This is a genomic window from Rubidibacter lacunae KORDI 51-2 (genome assembly GCF_000473895.1).
Taxonomy (GTDB): domain Bacteria; phylum Cyanobacteriota; class Cyanobacteriia; order Cyanobacteriales; family Rubidibacteraceae; genus Rubidibacter; species Rubidibacter lacunae.
Window position 1 is genome coordinate 1 of sequence record NZ_ASSJ01000058.1, and the last position, 24,846, is coordinate 24,846.

The 24,846-nt window shown below is 59.3% G+C and carries 22 protein-coding genes; 10 read left to right on the top strand and 12 right to left on the bottom strand.

Features of this window, described 5'->3' with window-relative positions; genetic code table 11:
• Nucleotides 1–435: 435 nt before the first annotated feature.
• The 4 genes from KR51_RS18870 (at nucleotide 436) to KR51_RS20260 (ending at nucleotide 4,036) form a co-directional block, all read left to right on the top strand.
• Complete coding sequence (locus KR51_RS18870) at nucleotides 436–672, top strand: hypothetical protein (RefSeq protein WP_022607652.1); 237 nt, start codon at nucleotides 436–438, stop codon at nucleotides 670–672.
• Between the two features lie 14 nt (nucleotides 673–686).
• The gene (locus tag KR51_RS10855; protein ID WP_022607655.1) at nucleotides 687–1,793 is read left to right on the top strand and encodes a 2Fe-2S iron-sulfur cluster-binding protein; all 1,107 of its coding nucleotides are present in this window, start codon (nucleotides 687–689) and stop codon (nucleotides 1,791–1,793) included.
• A 181-nt stretch (nucleotides 1,794–1,974) separates the two neighbouring features.
• Nucleotides 1,975–3,300 carry a bifunctional folylpolyglutamate synthase/dihydrofolate synthase gene (locus KR51_RS10860; protein WP_022607656.1) on the top strand — a complete coding sequence of 442 codons (1,326 nt, stop codon included), beginning with the start codon at nucleotides 1,975–1,977 and terminating at the stop codon, nucleotides 3,298–3,300.
• A 559-nt stretch (nucleotides 3,301–3,859) separates the two neighbouring features.
• Nucleotides 3,860–4,036, top strand: a complete 177-nt coding sequence (locus KR51_RS20260) for a hypothetical protein (protein WP_022607657.1) — start codon at nucleotides 3,860–3,862, stop codon at nucleotides 4,034–4,036.
• A 96-nt stretch (nucleotides 4,037–4,132) separates the two neighbouring features.
• Here the strand turns inward: KR51_RS20260 and KR51_RS10870 are convergent, their stop codons facing one another.
• The 3 genes from KR51_RS10870 to KR51_RS10880 all read right to left on the bottom strand — a co-directional run bounded on the left by KR51_RS10870 (nucleotide 4,133) and on the right by KR51_RS10880 (nucleotide 8,075).
• A complete protein-coding gene (locus KR51_RS10870) occupies nucleotides 4,133–5,449 on the bottom strand; it encodes a dihydrolipoamide acetyltransferase family protein (RefSeq protein ID WP_022607658.1) in 1,317 nt (438 codons plus the stop codon).
• Between the two features lie 204 nt (nucleotides 5,450–5,653).
• Nucleotides 5,654–6,100, bottom strand: a complete 447-nt coding sequence (locus KR51_RS10875) for a YlqD family protein (protein WP_022607659.1) — start codon at nucleotides 6,098–6,100, stop codon at nucleotides 5,654–5,656.
• Nucleotides 6,101–6,128: 28 nt separating this feature from the next.
• Nucleotides 6,129–8,075, bottom strand: coding sequence for an AMP-binding protein (locus KR51_RS10880; protein ID WP_022607660.1), 1,947 nt, complete (start codon nucleotides 8,073–8,075; stop codon nucleotides 6,129–6,131).
• A 214-nt stretch (nucleotides 8,076–8,289) separates the two neighbouring features.
• Here KR51_RS10880 and prfC point away from each other — a divergent pair, with 214 nt between their 5' ends.
• Nucleotides 8,290–9,897: a peptide chain release factor 3 gene (prfC, locus tag KR51_RS10885; protein WP_022607661.1), complete on the top strand. Its 1,608-nt coding sequence runs from the start codon at nucleotides 8,290–8,292 to the stop codon at nucleotides 9,895–9,897.
• 86 nt (nucleotides 9,898–9,983) lie between these two features.
• Here the strand turns inward: prfC and KR51_RS10890 are convergent, their stop codons facing one another.
• From KR51_RS10890 to KR51_RS10900, 3 genes are all read right to left on the bottom strand, one after another.
• On the bottom strand, nucleotides 9,984–10,892 hold the full coding sequence (locus KR51_RS10890; protein WP_022607662.1) for an AAA family ATPase: 909 nt from the start codon (nucleotides 10,890–10,892) through the stop codon (nucleotides 9,984–9,986).
• A gap of 176 nt (nucleotides 10,893–11,068) precedes the next feature.
• A complete protein-coding gene (locus tag KR51_RS10895) occupies nucleotides 11,069–12,055 on the bottom strand; it encodes a bifunctional riboflavin kinase/FAD synthetase (protein WP_022607663.1) in 987 nt (328 codons plus the stop codon).
• A 56-nt stretch (nucleotides 12,056–12,111) separates the two neighbouring features.
• Nucleotides 12,112–12,900, bottom strand: a complete 789-nt coding sequence (locus KR51_RS10900; protein ID WP_022607664.1) for an SDR family NAD(P)-dependent oxidoreductase — start codon at nucleotides 12,898–12,900, stop codon at nucleotides 12,112–12,114.
• 179 nt (nucleotides 12,901–13,079) lie between these two features.
• On the opposite strand from KR51_RS10900, the gene KR51_RS10905 reads away from it, so the two are divergent.
• A complete protein-coding gene (locus KR51_RS10905) occupies nucleotides 13,080–13,763 on the top strand; it encodes a lysophospholipid acyltransferase family protein (protein ID WP_022607665.1) in 684 nt (227 codons plus the stop codon).
• A 184-nt stretch (nucleotides 13,764–13,947) separates the two neighbouring features.
• On the opposite strand, the gene KR51_RS10910 is transcribed toward KR51_RS10905, so the two are convergent.
• The 3 genes from KR51_RS10910 to KR51_RS17565 all read right to left on the bottom strand — a co-directional run bounded on the left by KR51_RS10910 (nucleotide 13,948) and on the right by KR51_RS17565 (nucleotide 15,174).
• Nucleotides 13,948–14,523 (bottom strand): Uma2 family endonuclease, encoded by a 576-nt coding sequence (locus tag KR51_RS10910; RefSeq protein WP_022607666.1) that lies wholly within the window; start codon nucleotides 14,521–14,523, stop codon nucleotides 13,948–13,950.
• 82 nt (nucleotides 14,524–14,605) lie between these two features.
• Nucleotides 14,606–14,746: a hypothetical protein gene (locus KR51_RS20675; RefSeq protein WP_022607667.1), complete on the bottom strand. Its 141-nt coding sequence runs from the start codon at nucleotides 14,744–14,746 to the stop codon at nucleotides 14,606–14,608.
• 137 nt (nucleotides 14,747–14,883) lie between these two features.
• Nucleotides 14,884–15,174, bottom strand: a complete 291-nt coding sequence (locus KR51_RS17565) for a Uma2 family endonuclease (RefSeq protein ID WP_084202446.1) — start codon at nucleotides 15,172–15,174, stop codon at nucleotides 14,884–14,886.
• A 656-nt stretch (nucleotides 15,175–15,830) separates the two neighbouring features.
• Between KR51_RS17565 and dxr the strand changes: the two genes are divergently transcribed.
• Nucleotides 15,831–17,039, top strand: a complete 1,209-nt coding sequence (gene dxr / locus KR51_RS10920; RefSeq protein ID WP_022607671.1) for a 1-deoxy-D-xylulose-5-phosphate reductoisomerase — start codon at nucleotides 15,831–15,833, stop codon at nucleotides 17,037–17,039.
• A gap of 82 nt (nucleotides 17,040–17,121) precedes the next feature.
• Here the strand turns inward: dxr and recN are convergent, their stop codons facing one another.
• Nucleotides 17,122–18,921, bottom strand: a complete 1,800-nt coding sequence (gene recN / locus KR51_RS10925; RefSeq protein ID WP_022607673.1) for a DNA repair protein RecN — start codon at nucleotides 18,919–18,921, stop codon at nucleotides 17,122–17,124.
• A 320-nt stretch (nucleotides 18,922–19,241) separates the two neighbouring features.
• Here recN and cobA point away from each other — a divergent pair, with 320 nt between their 5' ends.
• A complete protein-coding gene (gene cobA / locus KR51_RS10930; RefSeq protein WP_022607675.1) occupies nucleotides 19,242–20,801 on the top strand; it encodes a uroporphyrinogen-III C-methyltransferase in 1,560 nt (519 codons plus the stop codon).
• Between the two features lie 189 nt (nucleotides 20,802–20,990).
• On the opposite strand, the gene KR51_RS10935 is transcribed toward cobA, so the two are convergent.
• Nucleotides 20,991–21,290, bottom strand: coding sequence for a DUF7734 family protein (locus tag KR51_RS10935; RefSeq protein ID WP_022607677.1), 300 nt, complete (start codon nucleotides 21,288–21,290; stop codon nucleotides 20,991–20,993).
• Nucleotides 21,291–21,485: 195 nt separating this feature from the next.
• Between KR51_RS10935 and KR51_RS10940 the strand changes: the two genes are divergently transcribed.
• Both KR51_RS10940 and glgX read left to right on the top strand, forming a co-directional pair.
• Nucleotides 21,486–21,830, top strand: a complete 345-nt coding sequence (locus KR51_RS10940; protein ID WP_022607679.1) for a hypothetical protein — start codon at nucleotides 21,486–21,488, stop codon at nucleotides 21,828–21,830.
• Between the two features lie 141 nt (nucleotides 21,831–21,971).
• A complete protein-coding gene (glgX, locus tag KR51_RS10945; RefSeq protein ID WP_022607681.1) occupies nucleotides 21,972–24,122 on the top strand; it encodes a glycogen debranching protein GlgX in 2,151 nt (716 codons plus the stop codon).
• Nucleotides 24,123–24,379: 257 nt separating this feature from the next.
• Here glgX and KR51_RS10950 read toward each other — a convergent pair whose 3' ends face one another.
• Complete coding sequence (locus tag KR51_RS10950; protein WP_022607683.1) at nucleotides 24,380–24,805, bottom strand: hypothetical protein; 426 nt, start codon at nucleotides 24,803–24,805, stop codon at nucleotides 24,380–24,382.
• Nucleotides 24,806–24,846 lie beyond the last annotated feature (41 nt).

The window sequence follows — 24,846 nt, forward strand, 5'->3', positions numbered from 1 at the left end:
ATCTAGTACTCCCTCAAGAGGAGTTTTTAGGGTCGAGGGTTTTCAGTTTCTGGCGCGCATCCTCCACCTGGAACTGCCCATCTACCCCCGGCTGACTCTCATTGCTAATTTCCGCCCAAACTTGCGTTTCCACTCTCGGCCGAACGCAGACGGGCGAGCGAAAAACGAGAATAAGCAGGTGTTCCCAGGCTGAGTGATTGATACAACTGCTTCAACCACGCTAGCTAGTTGGGAGATTTCCAAGATTTCATGAGAGGTGTCAGTCAGCCAGGGTCCCAGGACAAATGCTGCGAGCGAACAGTCACGCGGGCAAACACGTTTTATAGTCGAACCTCGAACTCAGGGTTTCTTCAGGTTGCAGTCTTAATATCCAAACCGAGGATTGCACGCAAGCAACCGAGTTGAGACAGCTATAGAGCGAAACGAGGCATCTTCATGGTGTTGGCAAGTTTGCGTAAAGTCAGTAATCCGCTCGTCCGCTTAGGGGCCGGATTCGGAACGGGGTTTGCGGCGGCGATGATGCTCGGCGCGATCGGCGTCGGATTCGCCAACCTAGAAGGCGATAAGCCCCACCGCAAGGTCGTGTATGCCGCGATCGCGGCGGGGGTGACCGGTGGGGCGATCGGCGTTGCCGTTGGCAGTGACGGTACTGCCGAAAAAAAAAGAACGTAGGACCTAAAGTTGAATTGGCTCCGGCCGCGGACGGCAGCGACACGTGGTCCGGCTGGCGCGACTTCGTCGTCGCATGCAAAGTTAAGGAAAGCGCAGAAATTACGTCCTTTTACCTCAAGCCCAAGGACGGGGGCAAACTTCCCGATTTCAAGCCCGGGCAGTTTCTAACCGTGAAGCTCTCCATACCCGATCTATCGCGACCGACGATCCGCACTTACTCATTGTCGGATTACGCACCGACTGCCGGTGCGGGCGACGAACGCCATCATCAGTACTACCGCCTGTCGATCAAGCGCGAGGGTCCGCCGAAAGGACAAGACGTCCCGCCCGGGCTGGCCTCTAACTTCATGCACGATCGCGTCGAAGAGGGGACGGTTATCCTGGCGAAGCCGCCGAGCGGTAAGTTCGTTATCGACCCGGAGGCAACGGTGCCGTTGGTGTTACTCAGCAATGGCGTCGGCATCACACCCATGCTGGCCATGGCTAAGGCCGCAACGCGTGCCAATCGCGATCGCCCCGTGTGGTTTTTGCACGGTGCCCGTAACGGCAACTATCACGCCTTCCACGGCGACGCGTTAGCGATCTCCGACGCGCCGAGCTACTGCGTGCGGTATCGCTACAGTCGTCCGCGTCTGGAAGACGAGGGCAAGTACGACAGCGAAGGCTACGTCGATGCCGAGTTCGTTAAGGCAACGGTTGGGACGCAGGATGCGGAGTTCTATATCTGCGGGTCGCCGTCGTTCATGCAATCTCTGCAGGACGGACTGAAAGACTGGGGCGTCCCCGAAAGTCGCGTGTTCTTCGAATCGTTCTCGAAGCCGAAGAAAGTTGCGGCCGACCCCGCTGCAGAAATCGACGGTTTGGCAGCCGAGGTAGTCTTTGCGAAGTCCGGGAAGACAGCCACCTGGACGCCCGCGGGCGGTACGCTGCTGGAGTTTGCTGAAGCCAATGGGGTTGATGCTGCCTCCAGCTGCCGCGGGGGGATCTGCTTGACGTGCATGTGCGCTCTCACATCTGGCGAGGTCGAATACCTCGAACCGCCCACGGGCGAACCGGACGAGGGGGCGGTCTTGGTTTGTATCTCCAAACCCAAAACGGATAAAGTCGTCCTCGACCTCTAGCGTCCTCTCTTCAACACTCCGCTTGCGCGATCGCCAGCTTTACCCCGCGATCGCAACTCGGTTTTGGTACGCATACCTCATTGGCAGACCGTTCGGTAGCGTTCTGGAAGGCGATCGCTTTCGCTGCGCCATAGAATCGAAGCGCAACGCACGAGCGGGTGCTCGGAGAGAGTCTGTCGGAATGTCTGTGGGAATATCAGCCGAGATCGGAACACTGCTGTCAGGCTATCAGCGCTTTGGCGTGCGCCTGGGGTTGGAACGGGTACAACGCTTATTGGCCGATTTGGGCTCGCCGCAGGCGCGAGTGCCGATGATTCACGTAGCAGGCACTAACGGTAAAGGGTCCGTCTGTGCTTATCTGTCCTCTGTGCTGAACGCGGCAGGGTACCGGGTCGGGCGGTACACCTCGCCGCATTTGATCGATTGGACCGAACGCATCTCTCTTAACGAGCGGGCAATCGCCCCCGACTACCTCCTGACCGTCATAAAATCCGTTTGCAAAGCTGCCGGTCGAGCGAGCGCCAGCGACAACGAAACTCCCACGCAGTTTGAAGTATTCACCGCAGCTGCTTGGATGTACTTTGCCGAGCAGTGCGTTGACGTTGCCATCATGGAAGTGGGGCTGGGCGGCCGCCTCGATGCCACCAACGTGAAAGCCGACCCGCTCGTCAGCGCGATCGTTTCGATCGGGCGCGATCACTGGCAGCGGCTCGGCCCTACCCTTGCCGACATTGCCCGCGAAAAAGCCGGGGTACTCAAACCAGGCTGCCCGGCCGCAATCGGTCCGTTGCCGCCTGCTGCCACACCCGCAATTGCCGATCGCATCCGAGAACTCGGCTGCCCGGTCACTTGGGTCGAGCCGGCGGTGCTTGTCTCGGGACCCGACCGCCGCGCGACCTACAACGGCATCGACTATTCGCTCCCGCTGCTCGGGAAGGTGCAACTGACCAATTCTGCCGTCGCGATCGCCACCCTCCAACTCCTGCAAGGTCGGGGTTGGTCTCTCGACTCCGATGCGATCGCACGGGGTCTGGCCGGCGCGCGCTGGCCCGGTCGCATCCAATGGACGGTGTGGCGCGATCGCCCGTTACTGCTCGATGGCGCTCACAACGCCGATGCCGCCCGCGTCCTGCGCGAGTATGTCGATACTCTGCCGCACCCCGTGCAGTGGACGATGGGCATGCTCAACACCAAAGACCACGCCGAGATTTTCGCCCACCTGCTGCGGCCGGGCGATCGCTTGTATCTCGTGCCCGTACCAGAGCATCAAAGTGCCGCGCCCGAGGAACTTGCCGCGATCGCCACGGGTATCTGTCCGCAACTCGCTAGCTGCTCGACTTACGACGACCTCGCACCCGCACTGGACGCCGCCGCACAAGCCGCTGGGGCGATCGGTCCGCGGCATCCGACGGTACTCTGCGGGTCGCTGTACCTGCTCGGGCACTTTTTTGCCCGTAATGCGACCGCTTACGGGCTCGGCCAGCTATCTCTCAACACCCCTCCTTGACGCAGCGTAGTGCAATTTTTAGCAATCGCAAACAAGTGCGAAACCGGTCGATCGTCATGGCGATCGCTGGCAACGGAAAATCGCAGACCCGAAGCGGCAGCACGACCGCAAGCAAAGTGCGCGAGTAGCGATCGCCGCGAGGTTGCCGGCTTGCTCCCGCTTCGAGCATCGGGGACTTTAGCTGAATTTAAGAGCAGCTGCCTCTTAGTCAAGCGGGTGCAGGTTCTAGCCCGGCCATTGCAATAGTTCCGCATGGTTGTTGATACTCTGGCTGCTGCACGGTCAATGTTATTGGCTGTGTTGATATTTGCGGCATCGAGGCGGGGATGCCTCTCGATGTCCCTACACTGACATACAGTGAAATATGGACATATTGTGAACCGAGGTAACGGAACTTTAATCTTAGTTGCAGCGGTTCTATGGGTTGGGATAACCGCGAAATGTAGAGTGCTAGCTTGTAAAACAATCAAAACGCGCGTCGCGATCGCTCGGGTGCAAATCGGCAGCTCCTTGTGTCGCGATCGCCCGTGATTAACAAACTTACAAGACAAACTCCCTCATGCACGACCCTAGCTCAGGACAGAACTTACTCGTTGCCACGGCTAGCGCCACGATCGGTGCTGGAGTCGTCACTTCATTTGCAGTCAGCCAAGGCCAACATCCACTCATGGCTCTGACCGTTGCCAGCATCGCCGTGGCGTTCGCGATCGCATGCAGCCGCGCGGGTATTGCCTAGCACATCGAGATCGGATCGAGCGACTGACGACGAAGCGGACGGGGTGACCCGTCCGCTTCGTGTTTCTAGCTCTGGCTGGCAACGCGACTCGGAGCGCTACATGGTCAGTGATGTTGCGTTGGCTTCGACGAGTTTCGCCAAATCCTGCAAAAAGGCAGCCGCGTGTGCGCCGTAGATGATGCGATGGTCGCAGGTCATGTTGACACTCATCTGGCGGCGGACGCCAAAGGTGCCGTCGTCCGTAGCAACCAGTTGCGGGCGCGATGCACCAACTGCCAAGATGCTACCGGTGCCGGGCGGCAAGATCGCATCGAAGCGATCGACGCCGAAGGTGCCCAAGTTCGAGAGCGAGAACGTTCCGCTGCTGTATTCCTCCGGCTGTAACTGCTTGGAGCGCGCCCGCGCCACGAGATCTTTCCAAGTGCGGGACAGCGTGTAGATATCTAGGCGATCGGCGTTTTGCAGCACGGGTGTAATCAGTCCGCCGCCCGGCATCGCTACTGCGACGGCAATGTTGATGCTACCGCTGTACTGCGTGCCCGTTTCGGTATATGCCGCGTTGACGATCGGGTGCTTTTGCAGCGTTACGGCAACCGCTTTAGCCAGAAGCGCTGTCATCGTCACGCCTTTCGGCTTGATCTGCTTGTAGAGCTTGTCGAGTTCGTCGGTGGTGAAGGTGTATCCGACGTGGAATGTCGGTACCTGCAAGCTGACCATCATGTTTCGTACGACGGCAGATTGCAGCGTGGTGAAGGGTTCGAGTTCGCCTGGAGTTGCCGGTGCTGGAGTCGGTGCGGGTGCAGAAGGCGGAGCAGCAACGGGTCCTGGCGTGGCGATCGCAGGCACCGCCGCCGGCGGTGCGGACTGACCCGCCGCCGCCTCAACATCACCAGCGATAATCCGACCGTGGGGACCGCTCCCCGCGATCGCGGCCAGGTCGACGCCGTATTCTTTGGCAAGCTTGCGCGCGCGCGGCGAGGCGATCGTCCGACCGTTACGCTGACTGGGCGCTGCTGCCGGTGCAGCAGGAGTTGCGACTGCTACGGCCGGAGCCGGCGCGGGCGGCGCGCTCGCGGCAGGTTCGGAAGCCGGGGCGGGCGTTGGCGTCGTCGGCGCCGTAGGAGCACTAGCCGCAGCACCGTTCGCTTGATGCTTGGCAGTCTCGATTTCTGCTTCGGTTTCGGCGATTAAGGCAAGCGCGGCACCGACGGGAGCTTCTTGCCCCGCATCGACCAAAATCGTTGCCAAATAACCTTCGTAGAAAGACTCCACATCCATGTCCGCTTTGTCTGATTCGACCACCAGGACAGTCTCGCCTTTCGCAACCTTGTCGCCGGGAGACTTCGACCAGGAGACAATCTTGCCTTCGGTCATGGTGGAGCTGAGAGCGGGCATGAAAACTTCGTGGATCATGATGCGGTCGTCCTGTCGCAAACAGTCGTAAAGTTGAACGGTACTCGAGTTAGCGGGACGCTCCCAGCGATTGGCAGTCGCATCCGATCGCGATCGCTAGCCGAGTGCGGTCCGTCAAGCCATCGTTCATTCTAGCCCGGCCGGGTCGCGCTCATACCCGTACCGGGAGCAGTTCGGGTTTGCAGTTTGACGCGATCGCGCTGCTCAAGCGTCGCCGCGAATCTCTTCAACAACCCCGTCGCGGATGACGATTTCAACTTGCATTTTGCGGACGAGATTATCGCCGGATTCGATACGAACGAAGCTGTCCATTTGCCCTTGCGCCACCTCTTTCCCGAGTTCGAGCAATTGCACTTGTTGCAGTTGTTGTAGCGCCTGATTCTTGCGTTCGATGGCTTCGCGCTGCTTGCGTTCGACTTGCGATTGTACGCTACGAATCTGCTGCGGGGTTTCGGGATTGGGAGGCGTGGTAGTTTGCTTTTGCAGCTCGGCGATCGCGCGCTGTCCTTGGGTTTCAAGCTGCTGTATTTGCGCTTCAATTTGGTCGATTTGCGCTTGAAGCTGTTGCTGGGCTTCGTCCTTCCAGCGCTGCGTCACGATAACTTTCAACGTTACCGGACGCTTGAGCAACAGGCTTTTCGGTTCGTTCATGGATGAGGCGCTCGACGGCGGCAGCGCACTAACTGGCAAACATCCCGTCAATGATATCGCGATAGCGCTCGTGCACGACCGGGCGCTTGATCTTGAGGGTTTGAGTCATCGTGCCGGATGCGGGCGAGAAAGGCTCCAAGAGCAACCGAAAAACGGTAATGCGATCGTCAATGCGGTAGCCGGGACGGTTTTGCACTTCCCGGTTGAGTTCCTGGCGGAAGAGCTCCTGCACGGGCTGGCTGTCGAGGTCGCCGCGATCACTCGTCTGCCCGGTGCTGACGGCATCGGCAGTTGGGAGCGTGAGGTCCGGCTGTTGGCTTTGTACCCACTGCTGCAACGCCTCGAGGTCGGGCACGATCAAAGCACCCAGCGCGCGTTGGTCTTGTCCGACGAGAACGATCTGATTTACGTACGTACTGCGGACGCAGGCATCTTCAATCGGCTGCGGTTCGATGTTCTCGCCGTTGGTCAAAACGATCGTGTCCTTGGCGCGGCCGGTCAGGATCAAATCGTCTTCAGCAGTTACCCAGCCGAGGTCGCCGGAATCGAACCAACCGTCGGCATCGATCGCTTTTGCCGTCGCGTCGGGGTTTTTGTAATAGCCCTGCATGACTTGCGGGCCGCGCAGCAGCACCAGACCGCGCTGTCCGGTCGCGACGGGCTGGCGGCTTTCTGGATCGACGATGCGAGCTTCAGTGCCGGGAATCGGACGACCGGCAGACCCGCGCAGGTTGCGACTGGGAATGCGGCCGTGAGTAATCGGAGCGGTTTCGGTGAGACCGTAGCCAACGAGAACCGGGATGCCGATCGCTTCGAAGAAGTCATCGATATGGCGCGCGAGGGAGCCGCCACCGCTGAGAAAGCTCTCGATGTTGCCACCGACACCTTGGCGAATCGTCCTGTAGACCAGGCGATCGCCGAGGGCGTGCAGCGGAGCGAGTAGCAGGGCTTGCAGGCAAGCCACGAGGCGAGCGAGCGGGCTGGGATTGGGCGGGTTGAGGGAGAGATTTTCGGCAATGCGCTTGGCGCGCACGTATCGCCCGGACAGGTCGAGGAACGTTTTGACCGCGCGTTGTTTGCTGGCTGGCTGCTCGCTTATCTGCTTCTGAATGCCATCGTAAATCGACTCCCACAGACGTGGCACGCCGACGATGTACTCCGGTTGCTGGGCTTGGATATCTTTTTTGAAGTGGCGCAGGCTCGTGTAAATCTGCGAGCAGCCGCGCGAGAATAGGAAATACTCGCAACTGCGTTCGTAGGAATGCCAGGTGGGCAAGATGCTGAGGGCGCGATCGCCCGGCTTCGGCTGGAGAATTGCTTCGACGACTTCAACTTGGTGCAGCAAGTTGCCGTGGGACAGCATTACCCCTTTGGGTTTGCCCGTGGTGCCGGAGGTGTAAATCAACGTCGCGAGGCGATCGCGTCCTTGGGCCGCGGGCTGCAGCGAGCGATCCTTGCCAGCTGCCATCAGCTCGGTAAAGTTCGAGCACTCCAATTGCTGCGTGGCGTCGGGAGATTCATCTGACAGCAATACGACGAAAGCGATCGGCAGGGTATCGAGCTCCGGGCGCAGTTTCTCTAGCGTTTTGCTGTCTTCGATGACGAGGGCGCTGCTATCGCTGTGTTCGAGGATATAGAGCAGTTCTTGGCGCTCGGCCTGGGACGATCGCACCACATCCACCCCGCCGGCCAGCATAATCCCTTGGTCGGCGACGAGCCAGCGCGGGCTGTTGTCGGCAATGAGCGCGACCTTGGCATCGGGTTGGAGACCGCGGGCTTGCAGCCCGGCGGCAAACTGACGAATTTGAGCGTTGACCTGCTCGTAGCTCAGCGTCACGACAGGCTGGGAATGCGGGTCGTGCAGCGCTGCCAGATTCCCGTATTGCCGCGCCATCAGCTCCCACATTGCCGGGAGCGACTCCAGGCTGGCGAAGTCCTGCGCTTGTAAGGCACGCGATCGCGTATGCTTTCCCATCTTCAGCTCCATATCCCGCGGACGAACGACACTTTAACCTTACTTGCGTTGAATCCTACCGCTCGCTTTCAGCAGACAGAATCCCAGGCGTCAGCACTGGGCGATCGCCTCCTCGCAGTCGCTGGGGTCGGGCGTTCTCTGGGCAGCACGATATCTTGAAGGGAAGTACGCTTAATCATCAACCCTCCACGATTCTCGGGCACTGCTCGCCGGCATGACGCAAACGATCGCAACCGAACTCCAACTAGAAGTGGCGCGGCGTCGCAACTTCGCCATCATCTCGCACCCGGATGCAGGCAAAACCACGCTCACCGAAAAGCTGTTGCTCTACGGAGGTGCCATCCACGAAGCCGGTGCGGTCAAATCGCGGCGGGAGCAGCGCAACGCGACGTCGGACTGGATGGAGTTGGAGAAACAGCGCGGGATTTCGATTACCTCGACCGTGCTGCAGTTTGCCTATAGCGACTTCCAAATCAACCTACTCGATACCCCCGGTCACCAAGACTTCAGCGAAGACACCTATCGCACGCTGGCGGCTGCCGATAATGCGGTGATGTTGATCGATGCCGCCAAAGGCTTGGAGCCGCAAACGCGCAAGTTGTTTGAAGTGTGCAAGTTGCGATCGCTGCCGATTTTCACCTTCATCAACAAACTCGACCGCCCCGGTCGCGAACCGCTAGAGCTGATCGACGAAATCGAACAAGAACTGGGACTGCAAACCTACCCGGTGAACTGGCCGATCGGCATGGGCGATCGCTTTAAGGGCGTATACGACCGGCGCATGCAGAAAATTCACTTATTTCAACGCACGGCGCACGGGAAGAAAGCCGCCACCTCGACGGTGGTAGACCTGGGGGACCCGCGTATCGAAGAGTTGCTGGAGCAGGAACTCTACTTCCAACTCAAAGACGAATTGGAAATCCTTGAAGGGGTCGGACCGGACCTGGATTTGGAACTCGTGCGTGCCGGTCAAATGACGCCGGTGTTCTTCGGCAGCGCCATGACCAACTTCGGCGTGCAGCTGTTTCTCGATGCGTTTTTGGATTATGCCCAGTATCCCGAAACCCGCCGTTCGTCGGCCGGCAGTCTCGACCCGACCTATCCCGAGTTCACCGGATTCGTGTTCAAGCTACAGGCGAACATGGACCCCAAGCACCGCGATCGCGTTGCCTTCGTGCGGGTGTGTACGGGTAAATTCGAGCGCGACATGACGGTCAATCACGCACGCACCGGCAAAACCGTCCGCCTCTCGCGCCCGCAGAAACTGTTCGCCCAAGACCGCGAATCGGTCGATACGGCCTATCCGGGCGACATCATCGGCTTAAACAATCCGGGCACCTTCGCGATCGGCGACACCGTGTATTGCGGTCAAAAGATCGTCTACGACGGAATTCCGTGCTTTTCCCCGGAAATCTTTGCGTACCTGATCAATCCCAACCCATCCAAATTTAAGCAGTTTAACAAGGGCGTAACGGAGCTGCGCGAAGAAGGTGCGGTGCAAATTATGTACTCGACTAACGAGGCGCGACGCGACCCGATCCTCGCCGCCGTCGGACAGCTACAAATCGAAGTCGTTCAATACCGGTTGGAAGCCGAGTACGGCGTGCAGACGCGCACTGAAGCGCTTCCGTACAGCGTCGCGCGCTGGGTGACCAACGGGTGGGACGCGGTCGAAAAAGCCGGACGGATGTTTAACGCCATCACCGTGAAAGATAACTGGGATCGCCCGGTGCTGCTGTTCCGCAATCGCTGGAACCTCGACCAGGCAATCGCCGACCATCCCGACCTCCAGCTCAGCAACATCGCTCCGATCGGGACCTAGACACTGACCCCAAGCAGCCGGCACGATTGTCACGTGGTGCCATCAAAACGGCGAGTGTAGCGAGCACCACCGTCACCGAGCGCGCGTCAGTCTTCGACAGCGACCGACCGCAACAGGCGATCGACAATCGCCCGAGCGTTACGCCCGGCGTTAGGAATGAGGCGATGGGCGAGAACGTGGGGTGCGAGGAACTTGACGTCGTCGGGCTCGACGTAATTCCGACCTTCGATGTAGGCGAAGGCTCGAGCGACTTTCTGGAGTGCCACGGTCCCGCGCGGACTGACGCCGAGGGCGATTTCCTCGTCCGCTCGGGACGCGCGCACTAAATTGAGGATGTATTTTTGCACGGAAATTGCAACTTCAACCTCCAGACAGGCGGCTTGCAAGGCTAGCACTTCCTCGGGGGTAATGCAGGCTTCTAAGTCGTCGCTGGCAATTTCTCCCTGGTACTGCAGGATACGTAGTTCTTCGTCGGCGGTCGGGTAGCCGAGGCTTAGGGATAGGGCGAAGCGGTCCATTTGCGCTTCGGGTAGCGGGAATGTGCCCTGATATTCCACTGGGTTTTGCGTCGCGATCGTGAAGAAAGGCTTGGGTACCTTGTGAGTTTTACCGTCAAGCGTAACTTGACGCTCTTCCATCACTTCCAGCAAGGCCGACTGGGTGCGCGGCGTCGCGCGGTTAATTTCGTCGGCGAGCAGGACGTGGGCAAATACTGGACCGGGCATGAAACCGAACTCACCTGCGTTCTGATTCCAGATGTTCGTGCCGGTAATGTCACTGGGTAAAAGGTCGGGCGTGCATTGAATGCGTTGGAAGGTGCCGTCGATCGAGCGCGCCAAGGACTTAGCCAGCAGCGTTTTTCCCACTCCCGGAACATCTTCAAGCAAAGCGTGACCGCCGCCGAGCAATGCGGAGAGAACGAGGCGAATCGAGGTCTCTTTACCGACTAGAACCCGACCGATGTTGTCGGCAAGCTGCTGAATGCGGTCTCTCATGGTGCCAATAGAGTTGCGTGCGGGGAAGGGGAAGGGATATGGCGATCGCAACCTGAAAATTGCGGTATCAACCTGAGGAGGGTGAAATTTAGCGAACTCTCGGGAGCGCATTTCGCGGGCACCGCAGTTGCGCAATAAGGAGGGTAGTTTCGAGCTTGCAGTTGGCGAAAGGTGGCTTAGCGGCTAGCAAGCCGGCGGGCCGCATCGCAGTCGGCAGCAATCTGGGTCTTGAGGGCGTCAAGAGAGGAGAACGAGCGCTCGGAGCGCAAGAATTCCAATAATTCGACACTAATCGCCCGTCCGTACAAATCACCCGACCAATCTAGCAGGTGGACTTCTGCCCTCAGTTGCCGACCGTCGACCGTTGGGCGTACGCCTAGGTTCATTACGCCCGGCAAGATTGGGTTAGCATCGTTCATCCTTTGTGTCGCGCCACCAAGGCTAGCAGCAGAACTTCTGCCATCATTCCCTACAGCACCGCCGATCGTAACTCGCACGTAGTAAACGCCGTGACATGGCAAAAACTTGTTCGGCGGCATCTGCAGATTCGCCGTCGGGAACCCCAGCTTCCGCCCTAACTGCGCCCCGACGACGACCGTGCCGCAAAGCGCATAGGGACGCCCGAGCCATTGTCGGGCGGTGGCTACCTTGCCCTCGCTCAGGGCCGCGCGGATGCGGGAGCTGCTGATGCGCGCCTCGCCATCAAGCTCCAGCCCCGCGATCGCCACCTCGATGCCGTCGGGTGTCGCGATCGCCTTGAGGTCCTCTGCTGTCCCTGCCCGCTGCTGTCCGAAGCAAAAATCACGTCCGATGCTGACAAAACGCGCCTGAAGTTGCGCGACGAGAACCTCCCGTACGAAGGTTTGAGGGTCGAGTGCCGCCAGTGCAGCATCGAAGCGCAGCGCCACTAGCTGCTCGATGCCGATCGCGTTCAGGTATGCGGCTTTTTCGGGCAGGGGCGTTAGGGCCAAACGCCGTTCGCCGCTGAAAAACTCGCGCGGGTGCGGGTCGAAGGTCACTACCGTCGGTCGGGCTGCCATCCCGTCTGCTGCAGCCAGCACCGGGCGAATCACCTGCTGGTGGCCGCGATGAACGCCGTCGAAGTTTCCGAGCGCTAGCGCGGTTGGGGCCAAGATGTCAGCTGTCGTCGAAGCAATGTGCATGCAAGTGCTGGTCGGAGAGAGTAAAGGGCAGCGCGTCAGCGGCGCGGGCGACCAACTCAGTTGCGCAAACGCATCAGCCACTGAGTCAGACCGGGGGCAAGGCGATAAAGCGTCTTGGCGATCGCGGCGGAGCCAACGGCAACCTCGGGTTGCGGGTGTTGCACCACGTTCCAAATCGCGCGGGCAACGTCCTCGGGCTGGCTCGCGATCGGGCTTTGGAGGGTGGTTTGCATTTGCTGGCGCAGGGCGTCGGGGTCGCCCCGGAAAATTGCGCGCTCTAGGAAGTCACTGTTCGTGACGCTAGGATGCACGGCACAAACCTCGATGCCGCACGGAGCGAGTTCGAGGCGCAGGGTTTCGCTCAAGCCCGCGACGGCGTATTTACTGGTGCAGTAGGCGGTCATGCCCGGTAGCGGGACTTTACTGCCGACGGAGCCAACGTTGACGATCGCACCGCTCCCGCGCTCTAGGAAATGCGGCAACATGGCTCGAATCGTGTTGATATAGCCCCACAAATTGACGTTGAGAACTTGCTGCCAGTCTCTAAGTTCCGTATCTGCCATCGCGGCAGTCATGCAAATCCCGGCATTGTTTACCAGCACGTCCACCCGACCGTAAGTAGCGATCGCTTGCTCCGCAAGCGCGGCGACCTGCTGGCGGTCGGTCACATCCGTTGGAATTGCTAACGCCTTGCCACCGCTAGCGCGAATCGTTTCGGCAACCTGCTTCAGGCGCTCGGTCGTTCGGGCAGCCAAGACAACGCCGCAGCCTCGCTCGGCAAACAGTCGTGCCGTTGCCCGACCGATTCCTTGGGATGCACCGGTAATTAGAACGGTAGCGGCCATGCAAACGTAAAGAATCGTTACACTCCAGCATACCAACAGCTGGTGTATCGACGACGGAGGGCGGACACTGGGTCTCGGTCGGTTGCGGGGTAGAGGCTAAGGCCGAGGTGCGGGGGATACTGAAGACGGGGTGCGCGATCGCACCTCATTCGCATGCCAGCATTGCCAGCGTCAAAATCATGACCGAATCCAGTACCGAGCCGACCGATTCCGCTGCGAGCACGTCTGCCCAACGCGATCGCGAAGCAGCCGTTAGCCTGGCGCTATATCACCTTTTCAAGTGGTCGTTTGTCGCACCGCTGCTTCATCTATACTGTCGCGGGCGCATTTACGGAGCGGAGCACGTGCCAACGAGCGGTCCGTTGGTCGTGGTTAGCAACCATGCCAGCAACATCGACCCGATGTTCGTTTCTTGCAGCGTGGGCCGACCGGTGGCATTCATGGCCAAAGCAGAGCTCTTTCGCATTCCAGTACTCAAGCAGGCGATCGCGCTCTACGGTGCCTATCCGGTCAAGCGCGGCACGGGCGATTTGAGTGCGGTGCGATCGGCGATCGATGCGCTAGAGAATGGCTGGGCAGCCGGCATATTTCTGGAAGGCACGCGCCGTAAAGACGGTCGCATCCCCCACCCCAAATTGGGTGCGGCGAGGATCGCGGCTAAACTCCAAGTGCCGCTGCTGCCGCTGAGCCTGTGGGGCACGAACAAAATCTTCACCACGAACGGCAGTTTTCCGCCAGAACCCGTCACTATTCGCATTGGGGAGCCGGTCGCGCCGCCGAAAACCAGCGATCGGGCGGAGTTGCGAGCGGTTACGGATCGATGCGTAGCGGTTATCCACGAGATGCACGAACTCGGTCGGTGAGGCGATCGCGTGGTGTTGAAACGACACCCTTTGATCGAAGGCACGGAAACTCGAATAAAAAAACTCTACAGGGCACCTCGATTAATTTGCTTAAGACCGAAGGTCGGCACGGCGGCACGGTCATTTCAACCGCAGGTACGCTACAACTAGGCAATTTTTCGAGGTGCCTTACACCGAGATTTAGTTATCCGTTCGAGAGATCTAGCACCACGTCTTCATAGATTGAGTCTGTGGGAATTCTCACGCCGACACTACTCAGTTCGACCTCGTCTGCTTCTCCATAGGGCATAAACATCCAGATACCCTGTTCGTTCAGCCTGAAGACGTCAACAGTCTTGCGTTCGGTGCCAACTAAAACATACTCCTTGAGGGTTTTCAAACGGCGGTAAAGGGCAAATTTTCCCCCTCGGTCATAAGCCTCTGTGCCCGGTGAAACTACTTCTACAATCAGGCAAGGATAGCGGGAAAATTTCCGAGCAGTTCGATCTCTTTCATCGCAGGTCACGCTGACATCGGGGTAGACAAAGGGACCATCATCACTAATCCCCACCTTGGCATCCGAATTTCTCACCTTACAACGCCCTCGGAGATGCGATCGCAAGACACTAGCCACGTTAAGAGCAATGTCGGCATGAGGGAGGGACCCTCCAGTCATGGCGAAAACCGCTCCCTCGAAATATTCATGCCGCAGTTCTTGATGGGCTTCCCACTCAAAATATTCCTGGGGCGTTAAGTGAGGGGAGCCATGGGTCGCAACCATAGTTCGAACCGATCGAGAAAGCGTGTACCTAGATTTTAGTGGTTGGAGCAGAGTCCTTGGCAGGAAGGGCGATCGCGCCTCGTCAAAGCGGAGGTATTGCCAGCATCGAGGTCTTGCCCGAATCCACCACCGAGCCGACCGACTGCTCTCTAGCCAAGACAGTCTGCGCGCGATTTTTTTCCCCTTCCCCTGAAGTAGAGTAGGTATCCTTGCCGCGTTGCATCGCACCCTCAAATTGACAGGAGCTATCCTGCTAGCAAACTTCCCAAGCAGCCAGAAAACTCCTAAATTCGTTCAACTCGCCGAGCAATTGCCCGACCTCAGTGCGGTGAGCGATCTCGATCGGAAACGATGGGTTTCTCATGCATCGGGTTCGGGAACATTCTCAAATAACCGATCCACTCGATACTCAACCGAACCAAACTCAAACCCGATCGTCCGATCGCGACGATATATCTCCAAATTTAGGTACCCACGGGGGCTCGGCTGTTGGCGAACCTCAATCTCCATCGCTTTGAGATTGACGATCCACAGCTCTCCGATTCCCTCACGCGCATACACCAGTGCATTGTCATTCCTGTCGAAGTCGAGGGTCGAGTCAGAGACCTCTACCAATGCCAAGATATCCTTCGGACTGGAACGATTCTCCAGTTGTCGTTAGGAGTTGCGTTCTACCAGAGTAAAGTCTTGCTGTGGTAGTGAATTGTCGCTTAGCTTGACCGGCCCCTGGACTCGCACCGTCAATAACGGCTCCAAAGTTCGGACAAACAGACGGTCAAGACAACCACACACAGAGCGTGCCTCCTCCCAATCGGAGACTTGCGGATCATTTCTCCTGCAATTAGCTCGGTCCGGTCTCCTTCATTACAGAACGCCGGTCTCGTAAATCTGGCGGTACTGGACGAGATTAAATTCCTGGCGTCGGTAACCTTTACGACCACTTTCACCTCCATCATCTCCACATCATTATTGTGCGGAATGCGCCCTCTCATCTGCTCGCGCAATCAACGGGGAAACCGTTAGGATTGCGTGCAAGCTAAGTCGATTTCCCTGGCGGCGTAGCGAGGTGCGAACCGGCTTGGCATTCGCCCGCGCGATCGCAGCGCTAGATTTCCCTTCGCTGCTCCCACCCTTCCCTCCTTCGTTTCTTGAAGTCGTCAGCGATCGCGTGCGAGCTATCACCAGTTCATGCCTGCAGAAGTACAAGAAATACTTGGGTTTGGGACGCGAACTGACGGAAGATCCTTGTTGTGTCGGGTGGACCTTGGAATCTATAGTAGAAGGCGATCCCCAGCCCGAGAAGCACAGTGAAACCCATCACGATTGTCGGCTCCACCGGCTCGATCGGCACCCAAACCCTCGATATTGTCTCGCAGTATCCCGATCGCTTCCGCGTCGTCGGATTGAGCGCCGGCCGCAACGTCGAGCTACTCGCGCGCCAGATCCGGCAGTTCCGCCCGGAGATTGCCGCCACCTGCTATCCCGAGAAACTCCCCGAACTGCGGGAGGCGATCGCCGATCTGGACAATCCGCCGCAACTGCTGGCTGGCGAGACGGGCGTAGTGGAAGTCGCGCGTTACGGAGACGCCCAGAGCGTCGTGACGGGGATTGTCGGTTGTGCGGGGTTGTTGCCTACGATTTCGGCCATCCAGGCCGGCAAGGATATCGCGCTGGCTAATAAAGAGACGCTAATTGCGGGCGGACCGGTGGTGTTACCGCTGGTGCAGCAATACGGCGTGAAGTTGCTGCCGGCCGACTCGGAGCATTCGGCGATTTTCCAGTGCCTTCAGGGCGTGCCGGACGGCGGCTTGCGTCGCATCGTGCTGACGGCGTCGGGAGGTGCTTTCCGCGACTGGTCGGTGGAACGCCTGGCAAGCGCGACCATTGCCGATGCGCTTAAGCATCCGAACTGGTCGATGGGGCGCAAAATCACGATCGACAGCGCCACCATGATGAACAAGGGTCTTGAAGTCATCGAGGCGCATTACTTGTTCGGGCTGGATTACGATCGCATCGACATCGTCATTCATCCGCAAAGTATCATTCACTCGCTAATCGAGTTGCAGGATACGTCGATGCTGGCGCAATTGGGCTTGCCGGACATGCGCTTGCCGTTGCTGTATGCCCTGTCCTGGCCCGATCGCCTCTACACGGACTGGGAACCGCTAGATTTGGTCAAGGCAGCGAGCCTGACGTTCAAAGCCCCCGATCGCCTCAAGTATCCGTGCTTGGAGCTGGCCTACGCGGCTGGACGGGCGGGCGGACTGATGCCGGCGGTGCTCAACGCGGCCAACGAGCGAGCCGTGGAGCTGTTCCTGGAAGAACGGATTGGTTTCTTGGATATTCCTCGAGCCATCGAGGCTACCTGCGATCGCCTCAGTGCCGACAATCGCTCCGACCCCACGCTCGACGACATCATTGCCGCAGACAAGTTGGCGCGCGAAACCACGCGAACGGTTTGCGAGACGATCGCGCGCGGCAGTGCCTCCATAGCAGTCGCTTCACCGACCTCGTGAAGGTGTTGGCGGGCAGAACGCGATCGCCTGAAGGTGCCGAGATTTCGAACATCGACCCGGCGCGGATAGGCAGACCGGATCGCTAAGCGCGATCGACCGCAGCAGATGGCATGTCGGGCTGACGCGATCGCGCTTGAGCGAGGAGCGATTCGGCAAAGGCGATCGCGTCTTCCCCGGAATGACCGCCGGCTAGTTGCGCCAGTTCGTCGCGGCGCGTGGCGCGATCGAGCGCCGTTACCCGGACGACGGTGCGCTCGCGATCGCCAGCGGCAGCTTTGCCGCGCGCTTGTTTGACCGTCTTGTCGCGATCGGTGGCGGTTCCCGGCATGACTTCCTTGGCAACCCGGAAGTGCGCGTCGGCCATGGCAGCAATCAAGGGTTGGTGCGTGACGCAGAGCACCTGATGGCGGCGGGCGAGTTGGTGGAGGGTCTCGCCGATCGCGCTGGCCACGCGTCCGGAGACGCCCGTGTCGATTTCGTCGAAGATCAGCGTGCCCGCCCCCAGTTCCGTTTGCGAAAAACAAGCCTTCAGCGCCAGTAAAAAGCGGCTCATTTCCCCGCCCGATGCCGTTTCTGCCAGCGGCTTGAGCCCTTCACCGGGGTTGGGGCTGATGCGAAACTCCACGCGATCGGCACCGTTAGCGCTCGGAGGTTGCGGCTCGAGGGCGCACTCGAAGCGGACTTTCTCCATGCCGAGGGGGGCGAGTTCGGCAATCAGTTGCTTTTCCAGGCGGCGGGCAGCGGTCCGGCGCTGGCGCGACAGCTGTGCGCAAACGCCGGTCAGTGCGTCATAGCTGTCTTGAGCGGCGCGTTCGAGATCGTCGAGGGACCGACCGCCTACCGTCAGATCGTCCAACTCCGCCTGGAGGCGATCGCGGAGGGTAATGGCATCGCTCAAGGTCGGCCCGTACTTGCGGCAAATTTGCTTGAGCTGGCCCGTCCGCGTTTCGACTTCATCGAAGCGTTCGGGATCGGCTTCGAGGTTGGCAGCGTAGGCACTGACCTGGCGCCCGGCTTCGACCACCTGCGCGATCGCAGACTGCACCAGCTCCAACAGCGGCTGAACTTGGCTATCGAAGCGCGCCATATCGGCGACAGCATCTTCCGCCCGTGCCAGCACGTCAGCAGCGGCTTCGGCTTCGCCCGATTCGTCCTGGTAGAGGGCGCTGTAACCCTGGTAGGCCAGTTGTTGCAGTTCGACAACGTGGGCGAGGCGATCGCGCTCCTGCAGGAGTTCGTCGAGTTCGTCGGGGTCGCCGAGGTCGGTAGCGTCGAGTTCCTGGAGCTGGTATTGCAACAAGTCCAAACGCTGCAAGCGGCTCTGTTCGGATTGGCGATAGCGATCGAGGGCATTTTGGGCGGCTCGATCGTGCTCCCAGGCTTTGGCGACTGCCGCTCGCCGCCGTTGCAACACGTCACCGCCATAGCGATCGAGCAGTTCGCGCTGGCGAGCGGGCTGCATCAACTCGCCCGTTTGTCCTTGAGCGGTGACATCTAAAAGCAACGCGCGCAGCTCGCCCAAACTGCATCGGTTGACGAGCACGCCGTTGACGCGCGACCGCGAGCGCAGGACACCGCGTTTGCCGAGTGCCAGCTCGCGACCGCACACCAAACTTTCCTCATCGATGCGATCTATCTCTTGTGCGTCCAACCAAGAAGCGATGGCTGGCGTTATGCGAAACGTCGCCTCAATTGCAGCGCGATCGGCGCCCGTACGGAGAAAGCGACCGGTTGCCTTCCCGCCGAGTGCGGCATCAATCGCGTCCAGGATGATAGATTTGCCCGCCCCGGTTTCGCCTGTAAGGACGTTCAAACCAGTCCCGAAATCGAGGTCGAGGCGATCGATCAGTGCGAAGTTCTCAATTGCCAGCGACACCAGCATTCCCCAATCGGCTCCCCACCCCGCGCGACCGCGCAGTGCAATTCGGTTCGATCGCTTGTCAGCGCGTGCCCGGTCGATTCCGGGTACCTGCTATCTGTCCCTACCGCAGCTTAATACCATCCGATACTGACGTACTATATCACAGTATCGAGGCTAGGTTAGCTTTAGCGGAGTAGTGCTCGTCCAGACAAGGGGCATCGGCACGAGCTGGGGGCATAGACCGGCACAATGGTGAGGCGTTGGGATGCTGCGACCTTCGAGGAGCGGGCGCGGCACGTCGATACGAGTTTGAAACAGCTTCGATAGAGCATGGAGACCGCATGGAGCGCTCGCAGTTACAGCCCGTTTTTATCGTTGGCGCCGGACCGGGGACGGTTGACTACCTGACGCTCAAGGCCCGCGATGCGATCGCGGCAGCAGACGTACTGATTCACGATGCCTTAGTCGATCCGCGGGTGTTAGCGATCGCGCCAACCGCCTGCGTGCGGATCGACGTGGGCAAGCGCGGCGGCGGCGACAGTACGCCTCAGAGCAAAATCGACGCGCTGTTGGTGCAGCACGCCCTGGCCGGACGGCGCGTGGTGCGGCTCAAGGGCGGCGACCCATTCGTGTTCGGTCGATCGCGCTCGGAACTCACGGCACTCCAAGCAGCGGGCTGCTCCGTGGAGGTCGTACCCGGCGTGTCTTCGGCAATTGCAGCGCCAGCTTTGGCAGGCATTCCACTGACCGATCCCGAGCTGAGCGGTAGTTTCGTCGTCCTGACCGGTCACGATCTCGACCGTCACGACTGGCGGGCGATCGCGCGGCTCGACACGATCGTGGTGTTGATGGGCGCGCGCAATCTCGAGGGCATCGTATCGCGGCTGGTGCAACACGGTTGTAACGAGCGCGTGCCAATTGCCGTCATACGCGAGTGCGGACGGCCCGAACAGCAGGTGTGGACGGGAACGCTAGCAACGATTGCCGAGCAAACTGCCGATATCGATCTGTCGCCAGCCGTCATTGCGATCGGGAAGGTCGTCCGCCTGCACGAATGTTGGAAGCAGTTGCACGCGCCGTCGACGGCGAATTTACCCCTGTCCGGACTGACGGTGTTGATCACGCGCTCGGAGCAGCAATCCGATACCTTCGCGCAGTTGCTTAGCGATCGCGGTGCAGGTTATATCGACTTACCCGCCCTGGAGATTCGCCCGCCGTCGAGTTGGCGGGCGCTCGATCGTTCGATCGCCCATCTGTCGGAGTTCGACTGGTTGATTCTGACCTCGGGGAACGGCGTTGATGCATTCTGGGAGCGCTTGCGCAAGCGCCAGCTCGACGCACGATCGCTCGCTGGAATTAAGATTGCTGTCGTCGGCAAAAAGACTGCGGCAGTGCTCCGGCAGTGCGGGTTGCAACCGGATTTCATGCCCTCGAAGTTCGTTGCCGACGCGCTAGTGGCAGAGTTTCCCGAGTCAGTAATCGGCAAGCGCATATTGTTTCCACGCGTGGAGTCGGGCGGTCGCGAGATATTAGTGCAGGAACTCGGCAATCGCGGAGCGATCGTGACCGAAGTGCCGGCATATCAGTCGGGGTGCCCTCAGGCGATCTCGCCGGGTGCTTTGCAGGCGCTACAGCAAAAATGGGTGGATGTCATAACGTTTGCAAGTTCGAAAACCGTGCAGAACTTCTGTCGGTTGCTGCTGCCGACCTTCGAGACGCAGGGAGCGCTGAATGCAGCACTCGATGGCATTGCCGTTGCCGCGATCGGTCCGCAAACGGCATGGACCTGTCGGTCTCTGTTCGGGCGATGCGATGTGGAAGCGACCGAACATACCCTGGAAGGGCTGACCGACGCGATCGCCGATTGGGCTGCCCGCACCCGCAAGCACGCACCATCGTAAACGCGATTGTCAATAGGCTCGCTCCTTGTAAATCCGCCCGCACAACAGTGCGATCGCTCCCCAGGGGATGCGCGTTCAGACTACTACCGACTGTTGCGTGAGGTGCTGTCCGAGGGCGTCGATCTACCATCGCGCCCGACCCGAACTCGGTTTAGAACGGCGACGATCGCCCCAACGAATTTTCTCCGACTAAACCCCTACAGCTTGCAATCGGGCTTCCATTTGCGATAAAGATAATCCGCGTTCGATGTAATGAGGGTTTGCGGGAACGTACGGACTGGCAACGCGATCGATGCTGAGGATTTCAGCCGACTCGGGCAGTACGGGCACATCTGGGTCGAACGCCGTCGATCGCACCAGCGAACTCGAAAACCCCTTAAAAACCGCAATCTCGTCGCGATCGCCCTCGATCGTCGCCGTTACTAGCAGTACCTCTTGCGGGCAGGCGAGCGTGTAGGCTTCCAAGCGTCGTCCCCAGGTTGCAGACATCGCAATGCATCTCCGTTACCTTGCAGCTCGATCCTATCGAGTCGGCGATCGCATCGCGCGCTGGCACCCATCGCCTATTGCTAGGTTGGGGCTCGACGGGTTCTCAGAGCTGTTGAGCTGTTGCCGATCGTGAAGACGTAGGATCGAAAGCATCGCGTCGTGCGTTGCTCTCCCGAGCTAGGAGGTTGCACCGTTATGAAAAGCTTGTTGCCGATCGGTTTGTCTGCTGCACTAAGCAGTGTTGCCATCGCTCCCGGCGTTCTCGCCGAACCTGCCGCGCGCGCTACCGCGGATAGCGCCCAATCGAGTTATGCGGTCGTGAGTCCGTCTGGGTTGGTGAGCACCGCCTATCGGGGCGGATTGCGAGCGGAGGGAATTCCCGGTTACGCCCGCCTCGACACCGCCTACTCCTTCGGTCGCATCCATGCCAAGGATTTGGTCAGAGCGGGCATTCGTGCTGGGTTACTCGCTCCTGAAACGATTTCGGATCGCCATTACATCCGCGCGGTAGAAATCGCCCTGAGCGATCGCAATGACTGAGGGACTCCCCTCTAAGGGTCGGGATTGACGCTTGAGCCTTTCCTGTGGCTGCCAAGTGACCTGCTGGAGTGAATGTCGATCCGTCCTGCAAGAATCTGAATAAAATCTAAAAGCAAGATCGCTACCTGCTGCACGCGCTGCATGAACTACCAACTCTGGCCGGGCAAACCCAATCGTCTAGGGGCGACCTGGGACGGGAATGGCACGAACTTTGCTCTCTTCTCTGAAAACGCTACGGGCGTCGATCTCTGCCTGTTCGATAGTGCCGAGCGCGAAACACGCTTGTCCTTACGTGAGGTTCACAACTACATTTGGCACGTTTACGTGCCCGGTGTCGGTCCCGGGCAGCGCTACGGCTATCGGGTGTCCGGTCCCTTCAATCCCGAGAGCGGGCATCGCTTCAACCCGCATAAGCTGCTGATCGACCCCTACACTCGGGCAATTGAGGGCGATATCCTTCACAGCGACCCAATCTTCGGCTATCCCAACAAAGAACCCGTCACCGACCTCATCCAATCCGTGAGTGACAGTGCCGGTTACGTACCTAAATGCGTCGTCGTGGACGAACATTTTGATTGGGAAGGCGATCGCCACCCGCAAACGCCCTGGCACGAAACGATCGTTTACGAAGTTCACGTGAAGGGCTTCACCCAGCTCAAACCCGATATTCCCCCCCACCTCCGCGGCACCTATGCCGGATTGGCACATCCGGCCGCGATCGCGCACCTAAAGTCCTTGGGCGTAACGGCGCTAGAACTGCTGCCGGTCCATCATTTCCTCACCTATCCCGGTCACTTAGCGACCAAGGGACTGCGCAACTACTGGGGCTATGACTCCATCGGCTACTTCGCACCGCACGCCGGCTACAGTGCCAGCGGCACGTGCGGCGAACAGGTGCGCGAGTTCAAGCACATGGTCAAAGCCCTCCACGCTGCGGGTATTGAAGTCATCCTCGACGTGGTGTACAACCACACGGGCGAAGGCGGTCACCTGGGGCCGACGCTGTCCTTGCGCGGTATCGACAATGCTGCCTACTACCGCCTCGTAGACGAGCAGGAGCGTTACTACATGGACTTCACGGGCTGCGGCAACTCCCTAAACGTCAGTCACCCGCAAAGCCTGAAGCTCATTGCCGATAGTCTGCGCTATTGGGTGCAAGTCATGCACGTAGACGGTTTCCGCTTCGATCTCGCTTCGGCCTTGGCACGGGAGTTATACGAAGTCGATCGCCTGGCGGCTTTTTTCGACATCATCCACCAAGATCCGGTGCTGTCCGACGTCAAGCTGATTGCCGAGCCGTGGGATATCGGTGAGGGCGGCTACCAAGTGGGGAACTTTCCGCTGCTGTGGTCGGAGTGGAACGGCAAGTATCGCGACACCGTCCGCGATTTCTGGCGCGGTCAGGATAGCACGTTAGGCGAATTGGCCTTCCGCCTGACCGGCAGCTCCGACCTTTACGAAGCAAACGGTCGCCGCCCCCACGCCAGCATCAACTTCGTAACCGCTCACGATGGCTTCACCTTGCGAGACCTCACCAGCTACAACGAGAAGCACAACCTCGCTAACGGCGAAAACAATCGCGATGGTGAAGACCACAATCGGTCGTGGAACTGCGGTGCAGAGGGACGGACCTCCGACCCGAAGATTTTGGCACTGCGAGCAAAACAGCAACGCAACTTCCTAACCACCCTGATGCTGTCCCAAGGCGTTCCGATGCTGCTCGGCGGCGACGAGCTCGGGCGATCGCAACGGGGCAACAACAATGCCTATTGCCAAGACAGCGAAATTGCCTGGTTTGACTGGAATCTGTCACCGGAGAATCTGGAACTGCTGGAGTTCGTCCGGGAGTTAATCCGGTTCCGACGCGATCACTTCAGCTTTCGCCGTCGCGATTGGTTTCAAGGACGGGAAATCCACGGCTCCGGCGTCCACGACATCGGTTGGTACAACGCCGACGGCAGTGAAATGACCGAGATGCAATGGCACATCGGGTCTGCGAAGGAAATTGCCGTGTTCCTCAACGGAGAGGAGATTCCAGCTCCGAGCCCATACGGCGATCGCGTCATCGACGACAGCTTTTTCCTGCTGCTTAATGCGAATGATGAAGTCGTTCCGTTCTCATTGCCAGACTGGTTGCAGGCCCGGAAGTGGGAAGTGCTCATCGACACCAACCTGCCTCGCATAACCAATGGCAATCGGGCTTACACTAACTCGCAGCCGATCCGCGTGGAGGCATTTTCACTCCTGCTGTTACGCCGCGTGGACTTCGATAGCGCTGGGCTACCCCCCTAGCAACCCCCCCCTCGTCGGGGAACGTGGGGCGACGTGGTGACTGCGATCGGGCAATCTTCGTTGAGTTAGGGAGTGTTCGATCGCGCAGCGGCTATAGCCGAGGATATAGCGGCCGCAACTGAGACCGTTAAGCAGCGGAACATCGGACGGTAGCCGTCTGTGCGCCAGATGCTGCACCGATGACCGACCTCGCCGATATGGATGGTTTGTGCCCGACAGTGTTCGGTTGGTAAGAGTTTTCGGTCGTACCAAACGCTTCAGTACCAAGCGCGCAACGTCCAATACGGTCGCCCTTTCCAAAACACGCCAATAATGAGTCCGACAACCGACTGCGACGTCAGTAGCAGCAGGTTCTGCGGTAGTAGATAAGACTTCAGCCACGCACCGACGATCAGGCACAAAACCAGTGCCCACAAGTTGCCCACATTAGGAATCAGTCGCGGTCGCCAGTGCTCGCATAACAATACCCCGAGCGCCCCGACAGCCACGCTCGCACCGAACGGTAGCAAAAAACCAAACGGCGAGCTAATGATATGTTCGAGAACGGTAGCAATCGCGCTTATGTTGACTGCCGCGTAGATTAACAATCCCTCGGCGATCGCAGCAATGACTGTCGCCGCCGCTGCAATCTGTGCGAGCAATCCCCAGAGCTGCTTTTGAAAGCGACGCCAGTAGTCAGACATGGCAAGGGCAGAATTTTAGCTTTTAGACGGGAAGCCCCGCG

What these genes read in the sequence shown, in the direction of transcription:
- KR51_RS18870 (WP_022607652.1), top strand. Translation starts at nt 436, where the DNA reads ATGGTGTTGGCAAGTTTGCGTAAAGTCAGTAATCCGCTCGTCCGCTTA.
- KR51_RS10860 (WP_022607656.1), top strand. Translation starts at nt 1,975, where the DNA reads ATGTCTGTGGGAATATCAGCCGAGATCGGAACACTGCTGTCAGGCTAT.
- KR51_RS20260 (WP_022607657.1), top strand. Translation starts at nt 3,860, where the DNA reads ATGCACGACCCTAGCTCAGGACAGAACTTACTCGTTGCCACGGCTAGC.
- KR51_RS10870 (WP_022607658.1), bottom strand. Translation starts at nt 5,449, where the DNA reads ATGATCCACGAAGTTTTCATGCCCGCTCTCAGCTCCACCATGACCGAA.
- KR51_RS10875 (WP_022607659.1), bottom strand. Translation starts at nt 6,100, where the DNA reads ATGAACGAACCGAAAAGCCTGTTGCTCAAGCGTCCGGTAACGTTGAAA.
- KR51_RS10880 (WP_022607660.1), bottom strand. Translation starts at nt 8,075, where the DNA reads ATGGGAAAGCATACGCGATCGCGTGCCTTACAAGCGCAGGACTTCGCC.
- prfC (WP_022607661.1), top strand. Translation starts at nt 8,290, where the DNA reads ATGACGCAAACGATCGCAACCGAACTCCAACTAGAAGTGGCGCGGCGT.
- KR51_RS10890 (WP_022607662.1), bottom strand. Translation starts at nt 10,892, where the DNA reads ATGAGAGACCGCATTCAGCAGCTTGCCGACAACATCGGTCGGGTTCTA.
- KR51_RS10895 (WP_022607663.1), bottom strand. Translation starts at nt 12,055, where the DNA reads ATGCACATTGCTTCGACGACAGCTGACATCTTGGCCCCAACCGCGCTA.
- KR51_RS10900 (WP_022607664.1), bottom strand. Translation starts at nt 12,900, where the DNA reads ATGGCCGCTACCGTTCTAATTACCGGTGCATCCCAAGGAATCGGTCGG.
- KR51_RS10905 (WP_022607665.1), top strand. Translation starts at nt 13,080, where the DNA reads ATGACCGAATCCAGTACCGAGCCGACCGATTCCGCTGCGAGCACGTCT.
- KR51_RS10910 (WP_022607666.1), bottom strand. Translation starts at nt 14,523, where the DNA reads ATGGTTGCGACCCATGGCTCCCCTCACTTAACGCCCCAGGAATATTTT.
- KR51_RS20675 (WP_022607667.1), bottom strand. Translation starts at nt 14,746, where the DNA reads ATGCAACGCGGCAAGGATACCTACTCTACTTCAGGGGAAGGGGAAAAA.
- recN (WP_022607673.1), bottom strand. Translation starts at nt 18,921, where the DNA reads ATGCTGGTGTCGCTGGCAATTGAGAACTTCGCACTGATCGATCGCCTC.
- cobA (WP_022607675.1), top strand. Translation starts at nt 19,242, where the DNA reads ATGGAGCGCTCGCAGTTACAGCCCGTTTTTATCGTTGGCGCCGGACCG.
- KR51_RS10935 (WP_022607677.1), bottom strand. Translation starts at nt 21,290, where the DNA reads ATGTCTGCAACCTGGGGACGACGCTTGGAAGCCTACACGCTCGCCTGC.
- KR51_RS10940 (WP_022607679.1), top strand. Translation starts at nt 21,486, where the DNA reads ATGAAAAGCTTGTTGCCGATCGGTTTGTCTGCTGCACTAAGCAGTGTT.
- glgX (WP_022607681.1), top strand. Translation starts at nt 21,972, where the DNA reads ATGAACTACCAACTCTGGCCGGGCAAACCCAATCGTCTAGGGGCGACC.
- KR51_RS10950 (WP_022607683.1), bottom strand. Translation starts at nt 24,805, where the DNA reads ATGTCTGACTACTGGCGTCGCTTTCAAAAGCAGCTCTGGGGATTGCTC.